9 protein-coding genes are annotated in these 11,454 nt (G+C 69.1%); 5 read left to right on the top strand and 4 right to left on the bottom strand.

Annotation, left to right across the window (positions count from 1 at the left end):
- Positions 1–9: 9 nt before the first annotated feature.
- Positions 10–1,515: a cytochrome ubiquinol oxidase subunit I gene (locus OG247_RS21650; RefSeq protein WP_327253796.1), complete on the bottom strand. Its 1,506-nt coding sequence runs from the start codon at positions 1,513–1,515 to the stop codon at positions 10–12.
- A gap of 188 nt (positions 1,516–1,703) precedes the next feature.
- Between OG247_RS21650 and OG247_RS21655 the strand changes: the two genes are divergently transcribed.
- Positions 1,704–2,072, top strand: a complete 369-nt coding sequence (locus OG247_RS21655; RefSeq protein WP_243331197.1) for a cyclophilin-like fold protein — start codon at positions 1,704–1,706, stop codon at positions 2,070–2,072.
- A gap of 61 nt (positions 2,073–2,133) precedes the next feature.
- On the opposite strand, the gene hisC is transcribed toward OG247_RS21655, so the two are convergent.
- A complete protein-coding gene (gene hisC, locus OG247_RS21660) occupies positions 2,134–3,216 on the bottom strand; it encodes a histidinol-phosphate transaminase (RefSeq protein ID WP_327253797.1) in 1,083 nt (360 codons plus the stop codon).
- Positions 3,217–3,578: 362 nt separating this feature from the next.
- On the opposite strand from hisC, the gene OG247_RS21665 reads away from it, so the two are divergent.
- The 3 genes from OG247_RS21665 (at position 3,579) to OG247_RS21675 (ending at position 7,127) form a co-directional block, all read left to right on the top strand.
- Positions 3,579–4,694 (top strand): LacI family DNA-binding transcriptional regulator, encoded by a 1,116-nt coding sequence (locus tag OG247_RS21665; RefSeq protein WP_243331194.1) that lies wholly within the window; start codon positions 3,579–3,581, stop codon positions 4,692–4,694.
- A 215-nt stretch (positions 4,695–4,909) separates the two neighbouring features.
- The gene (locus tag OG247_RS21670; protein WP_327257572.1) at positions 4,910–6,166 is read left to right on the top strand and encodes a metallophosphoesterase; all 1,257 of its coding nucleotides are present in this window, start codon (positions 4,910–4,912) and stop codon (positions 6,164–6,166) included.
- Positions 6,167–6,314: 148 nt separating this feature from the next.
- Positions 6,315–7,127 carry a hypothetical protein gene (locus tag OG247_RS21675; RefSeq protein ID WP_327253798.1) on the top strand — a complete coding sequence of 271 codons (813 nt, stop codon included), beginning with the start codon at positions 6,315–6,317 and terminating at the stop codon, positions 7,125–7,127.
- 8 nt (positions 7,128–7,135) lie between these two features.
- Here OG247_RS21675 and OG247_RS21680 read toward each other — a convergent pair whose 3' ends face one another.
- Positions 7,136–8,053: a hypothetical protein gene (locus OG247_RS21680; RefSeq protein ID WP_327253799.1), complete on the bottom strand. Its 918-nt coding sequence runs from the start codon at positions 8,051–8,053 to the stop codon at positions 7,136–7,138.
- 241 nt (positions 8,054–8,294) lie between these two features.
- Between OG247_RS21680 and OG247_RS21685 the strand changes: the two genes are divergently transcribed.
- On the top strand, positions 8,295–9,431 hold the full coding sequence (locus OG247_RS21685; RefSeq protein ID WP_327253800.1) for a glycosyltransferase: 1,137 nt from the start codon (positions 8,295–8,297) through the stop codon (positions 9,429–9,431).
- Positions 9,432–9,497: 66 nt separating this feature from the next.
- Here the strand turns inward: OG247_RS21685 and thiC are convergent, their stop codons facing one another.
- Positions 9,498–11,285 (bottom strand): phosphomethylpyrimidine synthase ThiC, encoded by a 1,788-nt coding sequence (thiC, locus tag OG247_RS21690; RefSeq protein WP_327253801.1) that lies wholly within the window; start codon positions 11,283–11,285, stop codon positions 9,498–9,500.
- Positions 11,286–11,454 lie beyond the last annotated feature (169 nt).

Here is an 11,454-nt window from a genome sequence, read left to right on the forward strand (position 1 = left end):
TCCTCAGCCTCAGTACGAGAAGGCCATCGGCCGGTCGGGGTTCTTGTCGTCCCCGCCGATCTTGGTCGGCGGGTTGAGGTCGGCCTCGGTGAGCTCGGGAGGGCCGGCCTTGACGTACTTCACGAGGAGCTTGACCTCGATCACGGCGAGCACGGCGTAGAGCAGCGTGAAGCCGATCATCGAGGTGAGCACCTCGCCCTGGGAGACATGCGGCGAGACCGCGTCCCTGGTGCGCAGGACCCCGTAGACGACCCAGGGCTGGCGGCCCATCTCGGTGAAGATCCAGCCCCAGGAGTTGGCGATCAGCGGGAAGCCCATGGTCCAGAGCGCGATGATCCAGTACCAGTTCGTGAACTTGGGGCTCAGCGCCTTCTTGAAGAGGACCAGGTGTGGGACCTCTTCCTCACCGGTGCGCAGCCCCGGCGGGAGCATGAACTTCTTGCGGGTCAGCCAGAGCCCCAGCATGCCGACGCCGAGCGAGGCCATGCCGAAGCCGATCATCCAGCGGAAGCCCCAGTAGGCGACGGGGATGTTGGGCCGGTAGTCACCGGGCCCGAACTTCTCCTGCTCGGCCTTGTTGACGTCGTTGATGCCCGGGACGAACGAGGTGAAGTCGTCGTTGGCCAGGAAGGACAGCAGGCCCGGGATCTCTATGGCGACCGTGTTGTGGCCCTTTTCCACGTCGCCGTAGGCGAAGACGGAGAAGGGCGCCGGCGCCTCGCCGTCCCAGAGCGCCTCGGCGGCGGCCATCTTCATCGGCTGCTGCTTGAACATGACCTTGCCGAGGAGGTCTCCGCTGATGGCGGTTCCCAGACCGGCGATGATCATGACGACCAGGCCGAGTCGCAGCGAGGTCCGCATGACGGGGATGTGCTTCTTGCGGGCGAGGTGGAAGGCCGAGATGCCGACCATGAACGCGCCGCCGACCAGGAAGGCCGCCGTCATGGTGTGGAAGAACTGGGTCAGCGCGGTGTTCTGCGTGAGCACCAGCCAGAAGTCGGTGAGCTCGGCCCGGCCGCGCTCGGGATTCATCCGGTAGCCGACCGGGTGCTGCATCCAGGAGTTCGCCGCGAGGATGAAGTACGCGGACAGGATGGTGCCGATCGAGACCATCCACATGCAGGCCAGGTGGATCTTCTTCGGCAGCTTGTCCCAGCCGAAGATCCACAGGCCGATGAAGGTGGACTCGAAGAAGAAGGCGATGAGCGCCTCGAAGGCCAGCGGGGCTCCGAAGATGTCACCGACGAACCGCGAGTAGTCGGACCAGTTCATGCCGAACTGGAACTCCTGGACGATGCCCGTGACGACACCCATCGCGATGTTGATCAGGAAGAGCTTGCCCCAGAACTTGGTGGCCTTGAGGTACTTCTCCTTTTCCGAACGCACCCAGGCGGTCTGCAAGATCGCGACGAGCGCGGCCAGCGAGATCGTCAAGGGAACGAAGAGGAAGTGATAGACGGTGGTAATACCGAACTGCCATCGCGCCAGGGTCTCTGGCGCCAAAGCTAGGTCCACGTCGTCGTCTCCTTCGTTTCGCCGTGGTCACAGCCGCAGTTTGCCTCTTGTATCCCACTCAATACGGGAGCAAGCAGGACACGCTTGTGAACGCGTTCACATTCACAAGCATTATGTCGCACTGGTGTCGGCATCTTTCAGGGGGGTCCCCCTAGCGAAGAAATTCAACAGATTGTTGAATGCGAACCATGAAGATTCGATTCCTCTGGCCCGCCGGCCAGCTCACCGCAACGCTCGACGAGACCCCGACCGCCAAGGCGCTCGCCGACGCGCTCCCCATTTCCGCCTCCGCCAACACCTGGGGCGAGGAGGTCTACTTCGACACGGGCGTCTCCGTGGCGCTGGAACACGACGCCCAGCAGGTCGTCGAGCCCGGCACGGTCGCGTTCTGGACCGAGGGCGACGCACTGGCACTGCCCTACGGCCCCACCCCGATCTCCCGCGGGGGCGAGAGCCGCCTGGCGAGCCCGTGCAACGTCCTCGGCTCGTTCGACGGCGACCCCCGCCTGCTGGCCACCGTCCGCGACGGCGACCCCATCCGCGTGGAACTGGCCTGACCGGAGCCGGTCCGGCCGGCGCCGGCGAGACCGGCGCCGACCTGACCAGCTCCCGGGAGCTCTAGAGCTCCTTGAAGAACGACTCCGCCGTGTGCAGGAAGAGGTCGTTCCCCTCGGGCTCGCCGATCGTGACCCGCAGGCCCTCGCCCGCGAAGGGCCGGACCACCACGCCGGCCTTCTCGCAGGCCGCCGCGAAGTCGGCGGTCCGCTCCCCGAGCCGCATCCACACGAAGTTGGCCTGCGTCTCGGGCACCACCGTCCAGCCCTGGGCCAGCAGCGTCCCGTAGACCCGGGTGCGCTCGCTCACCAGCGACCCGACGCGGCCCATCAGCTCGTCCTCGGCCCGCAGCGAGGCGACCGCCGCGTCCTGGGCGAGCTGGCTGACGCCGAAGGGCACCGCGGTCTTGCGCAGCGCCGCGGCCACCGGCTCGTGTGCCACCGCGAAGCCGACGCGCAGGCCGGCGAGCCCGTACGCCTTGGAGAACGTACGCAGCACGGCGACGTTGGGGCGGCTGCGGTAGAGCTCGATGCCGTCCGGGACCTCGACGTCGCGCACGAACTCCTTGTACGCCTCGTCGAGGACGACGAGGACGTCGGAGGGCACCCGGTCCAGGAACCGCTCCAGCTCGGCCCGGCGCACCGCGGTACCGGTGGGGTTGTTGGGGTTGCAGACGAAGATCAGACGGGTCCGCTCGGTGATCGCCTCGAACATCGCGTCCAGGTCGTGGACGTCGCCCTCGGCCAGCGGGACCTGGACCGAGGTCGCACCCGAGATCTGAACGATGATCGGATAAGCCTCGAAAGACCGCCAGGCGTAGATGACCTCGTCGCCCGGACCCGCCGTCGACTGGATCAGCGACTGGGCGACCCCGACCGAGCCGGTGCCGGTGGCGATGTGCTCGACCGGGACCCCGAACCGCTCCGCGAGCTCGTTCACCAGGCCGGTGCACGCCATGTCCGGGTACCGGTTGAAGTGGCCGGCCGCCGCGACCGCGCTCTCCAGCACCCCAGGCAGGGGCGGGTACGGGTTCTCGTTCGAGGACAGCTTGAAAGCCACCGGACCGCCCGCTGCCGCGGGCTTTCCGGGCTTGTAGGTGGGGATGCCGTCCAGCTCGGCGCGCAGCTTCGGGCTCTTCTCGCTCACCGCAGGTCCTCCTCGACCGTCCCGTACGACGTCGCCGTCGACTCAATACTCCTCACCTTATGAGGATTCCGTCCATCCGAGAACGGCAGGCGCCTGGAATGCGGGAGAGCGCACGCATATATGCGTGCGCCGGTGGCCTGCGCCGTGGCGCGCGTCCCTCGTACAGGTGAGTTGAGTAGAGCCCCAGAGCGCACCGTTTTGGCATGCACGGTCCCGTCGACAAGGACACCGGACACCCTTCGCCACCAAACACCTCTATTTCCAAGGTCATTGGGGGTGGCGAACCATGCAGAATCGTGCCTGTCAACGGGTGCATATGCATCCGGACCGCCCTGCCCACCGAGCCCTACTATCGGCTCGCCATGACAGCAGCAGGGAAGCATCAGGTGAGCCGGACCGAGACCACCCGGCGGGCCGCCGGCCGACAAAGCCGGGCCGGCATCAGGGACGTGGCCGCCGCGGCGGGCGTCTCGATCACGACCGTCTCCGACGCCCTCAACGGGAAGGGACGGCTGCCGGACGCCACCCGCCGCCACGTTCGCGAGGTCGCAGACCGGCTGGGCTACCGCCCTTCCGCGGCGGCCCGCACCCTCCGTACGGGCAAGTCGGGCCTCATCGGCCTGACCGTGACGACGTACGGGGATGAACCTTTCACCTTCACCGAATTCGCGTACTTCGCCGAGATGGCAAGGGCCGCCACCTCCGCCGCGCTCGCTCGCGGCTACGCCCTCGTCATCCTCCCCGCCACCTCCCGACACGACGTCTGGTCCAACGTGGCCCTCGACGGCACCGTCGTCATCGACCCCTCCGACCACGATCCCGTCGTCACCGAACTGGTCCGCCAGGGCCTCCCCGTCGTCTCCGACGGACGCCCTGCCGGCTCACTCCCCGTCACCGCCTGGGTCGACAACGACCACGAGGCCGCCGTACTGGGCCTCCTCGACCACCTCGCCGCCGCCGGAGCCCGCCGCATCGGACTGCTGACCGGCACCACCACCGACACCTACACCCGGCTCTCCACCACGGCCTACCTGCGCTGGTGCGAGCGCGTGGGCCAGGACCCCGTCTACGAGTCCTACCCCGCCCACGATCCGTGCGCCGGCGCCGTCGCCGCCGACCGGCTGCTCGCCCGGCCCGACCGGCCCGACGCCGTCTACGGTCTGTTCGACCCCAACGGCACCGACCTGCTCGCCGCCGCCCGGCGCTACGGCCTGCGCGTTCCCGAGGATCTACTGCTCGTGTGCTGCAGCGAATCCACCGTGTACGCCAACACCGAACCGCCCATCACCACCCTGTCCCTCAAACCGCGCCGCATCGGCACCGCCGTCGTCCAGCTGCTCATCGACGCCATCGAGGGCGTCGACACGGGCGGACCCGTCGAACAGGTCATCCCGACCGAGCTGATCATCCGTACCTCGTCCCAGCGCAGGCAGCCCCGTACGACCGTCAGCCCGCCCCGATCCCCGGCACAGGACTGACCACCACGCCGGCCCAACGGCGGGGCCTGGGACCCCGCCTAGGATTTCAGGAACACCGATATCGGGAGAAACCGGTAGGAAGGACCAGCTCCGCCCAGGATTCACCACCCCTGGTGCGTCACAGAGCGCGAGCTGCATTCCTATGATGGGCGCACGACATCACGGACCCTCCGCCCCCGAGGCGGAAGGGTCCGCAGGTGTACGGCAGCGCGACGGTGGTGGAGGGGTCGATGACTCAGGGGGCCGGTCAGGGACCCGCGGTGCGGACGGACACCGAGCGGGACTTCCGGTTGCCGGTCGCCGAACCCGCCTCGCATACCGTCCCCCCGGGGGCCACAACAGCCGGATCGGACGGCCCCGCGGAGCTCGGGGCGGACGCCCCCGTCTACGGCGAGTACCCCGCGTACTACGACGCCGTCCCTGCTCCCGTCCCCGCGCAGCACGGGTACGGCCACGAAGCCCCGTACGGCGCCGCTGGCGCCCTCGGCGAGCCCGGCCGCCCGATGGGCCACGTCTCGGAGGACAGCGACCCCGAGGGATACACCCCGACGCAGCGCGACCTCCCCGTCATCGGGCGCGGCGCCCTCGGCGGCCCCGGCGACACCGTCCAGATCCAGTACGTCCCCCAGGAGACCCCGGGCGAGGGCCCCGGCCCGCTCTACGTCGTCGGCGACGTCCACGGCTACATCGACGAACTCGTCGCCGAACTGCAGTTCCAGGGGCTCATCGACGCCGACCGCAACTGGTCCGCCGGAAACGCCCGGCTCTGGTTCCTCGGCGACTTCACCGACCGCGGCCCCGACGGCATCGGGGTCATCGACCTCGTCATGCGGCTCTCCGCCGAAGCCGCCGCCGCGGGCGGCTACTGCAAGGCCCTCATGGGCAACCACGAGCTGCTGCTCATCGGCGCCAAGCGGTTCGGGGACACCCCCGTCGTCTCCGGCGCCGGCACCGCCACCTTCCAGGCCGCCTGGCTCCTCAACGGTGGCCAGCGCACCGACATGGACCGGCTGCAGGACGTCCACCTCCAGTGGATGTCCCGGCTGGACGCGGCGGTCCTGGTGGAGGACCACCTCCTCCTCCACTCCGACACCACCGCCTACCTCGACTACGGCGACTCGGTCGAGGACGTCAACGACACCATCCACGAGCTGCTCAACCGCAACGACGCCGACATCACCTGGGACCTGTTCCGCAAGTTCACCAAGCGCTTCGCCTTCCGCGACGCGGAGACCGGCCCCCAGGCCGTACGCGAGCTCATCGGCACCTACGGCGGCAGTCGCGTCGTGCACGGCCACAGCCCCATCCCGTACCTGCTGGGCGAGGTGGGCACCGAGGACGGCGACGGGGCGCACGGTCCCGAGGCCGTCGTCGGCCCCCACGTCTACGCTGAAGGCCTGGCCATCGCCATGGACGGTGGCGTGACGATGGCGGGGAAACTGCTCGTCGTGCAACTCCCGCTGAACGACTGAGGCTTCCCGGAGCTGGGTATTTCCGGAAAGCCCCTGTCGACGTACGGCGTGGGCGCTCTACCATCGCTCTATCCGTAGCAGGCTCTCCTCCGTTTGTGCCGGCGCCCCGTTCTACGCGGGCATACCGGTCCCCACGGAGCATCGGGGGATGCACATGACCAGCGCTCCGCACCTGCTCACCGAAGACCGACCGGAGTTCGATCGGCTCCTCGACGAGGCGCTGCGCACGGCGAACGCACGGCCCGAGCTCGCCGCCCTCGGCGAACGGCTGAACGCCGAACAGCTGCGCACCATGGCCATGGGGGCGACCTCACTGCTGACGGCCGCGGCCGCGGCCGAGTACGACCACTACGTGAAGGTCCGCAAGGAACGGCAGGACGAGATCCTGTCCACCCCCGGAACGACGGGGGAGGAGGACGACGGTCAGGGCGGTGGCGCGGGCGTCAGTGCCGTGGTCGCGGTCCTCGCGCCGGTCCTGGCCGGCACCGCCATGCTGATCTTCCTGCTGGTGGGCTACATCCTGAAGATGATCGAACCCGAACCGGCCTTCGCCGACACGATGCTGACGGCGGGCTGGCTCTTCGGCGGGCTCACCGCCGCCGCATTGCTCTTCGCCGTGATCGGGCTGCTCGTGACGGCCGTCCGCAACAGTTCCACGGAGGTGGCGGCGGACGAGACGGAGGCGGTACCCGACGAGGTGGCACGGGCCCGGGAGGCCTGGCGCAACGCCCTGCTGGAGCGGGGCATCGTGCCGTTCCTCCGGGACGCGCTGGCCGACCCCAGCGCGGGGGCAGGATTCCCGGCCCCCAGAAAGCCGGGAGCCGGGCGCATCCCCAACCTGGGATACACCCGGCCCGATTTCACCAGTCCGGGGGCCCCGGCGCAGGGGCCCCGTCCCGGCTACTCGTCTCCGGACTTCACCAGCCCGGACTTCGGCGGCCCGGAACCCGAGCCGGAGTAGACCACCCGCTACTTGATCACCATGGGCTTGATGTTGCGGTCCTCCCTGCTCAGCGCCTTGTGCGCGAACCGGGCCAGGCCGTTCGCACCCGGGGTGGGCTGAGGGTTGGCGGCCGCCCACACTCCGGTGCAGTCGAGTGCGTCCGGGGTACCGGGGTCGATGTCACAGGAGGTCTCGTAGACGAGGCCGCCCGTCGTCAGCACCTCGACGTTGACGATGTTGGCCTGCTCCGAAATCGACACCGCGCAGGCGTCCTCGGGGTAGGTGTCCCCCGTGGTGGTCAGGTCGTACCACCGCCAGGCGGTCACCGTGGGCTGCAGGTCGCGGATGCCGGCGTAGGTGACGCCGGCCGAGAGCACTGCCTTGACCTCACGGGCAGCCGAAGGCCGGTGGGCGTCGACGTCGTAACACACGCCGCTGGCTCCTCGCGGACCCGTCGGACCCGTCGGACCGGTCAGGCCGTCGGTGCCCGCCGCACCGGTCGGACCGGTCAGGCCGTCGGTGCCCGCCGCACCCGTCGGGCCCGTCGGACCGGTCAGACCATCAGAGCCCGCCGCACCCGTCGGACCGGTCGGACCGGTGTAGCCCCGCGGACCCGTCGGGCCGGTGGCTCCGGTCGCGCCCCGCGGGCCCGTCGCCCCGGTGTTGCCCTTGGGGCCACGCGGACCCCTCGGACCCACCTTGCACTTGTCGTCACCGTGTACGAGCTGTCCTGCCTCGAGCGCCGCCTCCTGCGTCCGGGCGTCCGGCCGGTGGTTCCCCGACTTGCAGGGGTCCCCGTTGGCCGGAGCCGAGACCAGGCCTACTGCCGGGGATGCCATGCCCGCGAGCACCAGCGCCACCGAGGCGAGCGTGCCTCCCGTGAGCCAGGCGGTCCGTCGGGGCAGGGGCCCCAGGTAGTTGCGGGCCTTCTTCTCAGAACTCATCTACCGCTCCTCGCACACACCGGATGGATCGGATCTGCGAAGTCCGGACATACGACCGGACTTCGCGGGCCATCCTGAAGACCCCGCCGCCGCGACACGGACCGGCGCGCCCAGCGGTCAGCGGAACGGCGCAGTGAACACCGCCACTTGGCGGTCTGTCCCACCACCAGTTGGGTTCGTGCTCCGGCGCCCCGGCGTGCCTGCCCCGCCCGGCCGAGGGCCGTCCCTAGGGTCAGCGGCCGTGAAGCCGACCATTTGCCTCTGCATGATCGTGAAGAACGAGGCCGCCGTCATCGAGCGCTGTCTCGATTCCGTACGGGATCTCATCGACACCTGGGTCATCTCCGACACCGGTTCCACCGACGGCACCCAGGACCTCATCCGCACAGCCCTGCACGGAATCCCGGGAGAGCTCCACGAGGAGCCCTGGACGAACTTCGGGCACAACCGGAGCCTCAACATCGGCCATGCCCGCGGCAAGGCCGACTACCTGCTGCTCCTCGACGCCGACCTCGTCCTGCGCCGCAACGGCCCGCTGCCCCCGCTCACCGCGGATTCGTACATGCTGCGCCACGAGGGCACGCTGGAGTACCGGATCAAGCGCCTGGTCCGCAGCGACTTCCCTTGGCGGTACGAGGGGGTCACCCACGAGTACCTCACCTGCGACCGCCCCGACGAGAACGACCAGCGACCCGGGGTCCAGGAAAACCTGGACGCGCTGGTGATCGAGGACTACGCCGATGGCGGCTCCCGGCACGACAAGTTCGAACGGGATGCCCGGCTGCTCGGCGCCGAACTCCAGCGGGACCCGTCGAATCCCCGCACCGTCTTCTACCTCGCCCAGACGATGCGCGACATGGGCGACACGGCGGAAGCCGCCCGGCTCTACGAACGCCGTGCGGCCATGGGGGGATGGGAGGAGGAGATCTACTACGCCCTGCTCCAGGTCGGCATCCTGAACGGGGAGTCGGGAGATCACCCCGCCGCACTGGATGCCCTGACCCGCGCCTGGGAATCCCGGCCGGCCCGGCTGGAAGCCTGCTACGAACTCGCCGCCAGGCTGCGCCTCCTGGGCCGCCACCGCACCGCGCACGCGATCACCGGGGCGGTGCTGGACCGGCCGGTCCCCGACGACCTTCTCTTCGTCCAGCCCTGGGTCTACCGGTGGGGGCTGCTCTTCGAGCACTCCATCACCGCGTACTGGGTGGGAGACATGAACACCTCGCTACGGGCCTGCGACCGTCTGCTCGCCCTGCCCGACCTGCCCGAGTCCTACCGCCGCCAGACCGAAGCCAACCGCGGCTTCGCCGCGAGCCATGTTTCACGTGAAACATCGATCCCCGTTTCACGTGAAACATCGCAGCACTCGCCCGCCTGACCGGCGGCCCGTGACTCCCCCCGGGTCACGGGTCGCCGAGCGGCGATGTACCGACCCTGCCCGACGTCAGTCGGCCAGGGGGAGGTACACGCGGTTGCCCGCGGCCGCGAACTCGGCGGACTTCTCCGCCATGCCCGCCTCGATCTCCTCGGCGCCCAGGTCGCCACCGTGCTGGCGGCGGATGTCCTGGGAGATCTTCATCGAGCAGAACTTCGGACCGCACATGGAGCAGAAGTGGGCGGTCTTGGCCGGCTCGGCCGGGAGGGTCTCGTCGTGGAACTCACGGGCCGTGTCCGGGTCGAGGGCCAGGTTGAACTGGTCCTCCCAGCGGAACTCGAACCGCGCGTCCGACAGGGCGTCGTCCCATTCCTGGGCACCCGGGTGACCCTTGGCCAGGTCCGCCGCGTGGGCCGCGATCTTGTACGTGATGACACCGGTCTTCACGTCGTCGCGGTTCGGCAGACCCAGGTGTTCCTTGGGCGTGACGTAGCAGAGCATCGCGGTACCCCACCAAGCGATCATCGCGGCGCCGATGCCCGAGGTGATGTGGTCGTACGCGGGCGCGACGTCGGTGGTCAGCGGGCCGAGCGTGTAGAACGGCGCCTCCTCGCAGATCTCCTGCTGAAGGTCGATGTTCTCCTTGATCTTGTGCATCGGGACGTGCCCGGGGCCCTCGATCATCGTCTGCACGTTGTACCGCTTGGCGATCGTGTTCAGCTCGCCCAGCGTCTTCAGCTCCGCGAACTGCGCCGCGTCGTTGGCGTCCGCGATGGAACCGGGGCGCAGGCCGTCACCCAGGGAGTACGTGACGTCGTACGCCGCGAGGATCTCGCAGAGCTCCTCGAAGTTCGTGTAGAGGAAGTTCTCCTTGTGGTGCGCCAGGCACCAGGCCGCCATGATCGAGCCGCCGCGCGAGACGATGCCGGTCTTGCGGCGCGCGGTCAGCGGCACGTACGACAGCAGCACGCCGGCGTGGACCGTCATGTAGTCGACGCCCTGCTCGGCCTGCTCGATGACCGTGTCCTTGTAGATCTCCCAGGTCAGGTCCTCGGCGCGGCCGTCGACCTTTTCCAGCGCCTGGTACAGCGGCACGGTGCCGATCGGCACGGGGGAGTTCCGCAGCACCCACTCGCGGGTGGTGTGGATGTTGCGGCCGGTCGAGAGGTCCATGACCGTGTCGGCGCCCCACTTGGTCGCCCAGGTCATCTTGTCCACCTCCTCCTCGATCGAGGAGGTGACGGCGGAGTTGCCGATGTTGGCGTTGACCTTCACCAGGAACCGCTTGCCGATGATCATCGGCTCGATCTCGGGGTGGTTCACGTTGACCGGCATGACCGCGCGACCTGCGGCGATCTCCTCGCGGACGACCTCGGGGGAGACGTTCTCGCGGATCGCGACGTACTCCATCTCCGGGGTGATCTCGCCCCGGCGGGCGTACGCGAGCTGCGTGACCGCGGCGCCGCCACGACCGCGGCGGGGCTGGCGCGGACGGCCCGGGAAGACCGCGTCGAGGTTCTTGAGGCCACCGCGCGGCGAGGTGTGCTTGATGCCGTCGTCTTCGGGGCGCACGGGGCGGCCCGCGTACTCCTCGGTGTCCCCGCGGCTGATGATCCAGTTCTCGCGCAGCGGCGGCAGGCCGCGGCGCACGTCGGTCTCGATCTGCGGGTCGGTGTACGGCCCGGACGTGTCGTAGAGCGTCACGTCCTTGCCGTTGGTGAGGTGGACCTGGCGAACCGGCACCCGGATGTCGGGGCGGGAGCCCGCCACGTATCCCTTGTGCCAGCCGGGCTGGCGCTCGGTCTGGCCATCGGCGTCCTGGCTGACGGCAGGCGTGCGTGCGTCCTGAATGGTCATGAGACCTAATCTCCCTACGCCGGCATTACCCGGTAACAGGTTCGGCGGTCGACGCAGCCTCCTCCCGTACGCATATTCGAATGCGAACGGTGATCAGCGCCCTCTCAGCCCGGTGCTCCGAGCTCCCGCGTTGTGCAAAGTAGCCCCCACGCTAGCGTCATGTGTGGCG

The sequence above is a fragment of the Streptomyces sp. NBC_01244 genome (assembly GCF_035987325.1).
Lineage (GTDB): Bacteria > Actinomycetota > Actinomycetes > Streptomycetales > Streptomycetaceae > Streptomyces.

Excerpts from the sequence above, each read along its gene's own strand:
- OG247_RS21655 (WP_243331197.1), top strand. The coding sequence starts at position 1,704 with ATGAAGATTCGATTCCTCTGGCCCGCCGGCCAGCTCACCGCAACGCTC.
- OG247_RS21665 (WP_243331194.1), top strand. The coding sequence starts at position 3,579 with ATGACAGCAGCAGGGAAGCATCAGGTGAGCCGGACCGAGACCACCCGG.
- OG247_RS21675 (WP_327253798.1), top strand. The coding sequence starts at position 6,315 with ATGCACATGACCAGCGCTCCGCACCTGCTCACCGAAGACCGACCGGAG.
- OG247_RS21680 (WP_327253799.1), bottom strand. The coding sequence starts at position 8,053 with ATGAGTTCTGAGAAGAAGGCCCGCAACTACCTGGGGCCCCTGCCCCGA.
- thiC (WP_327253801.1), bottom strand. The coding sequence starts at position 11,285 with ATGACCATTCAGGACGCACGCACGCCTGCCGTCAGCCAGGACGCCGAT.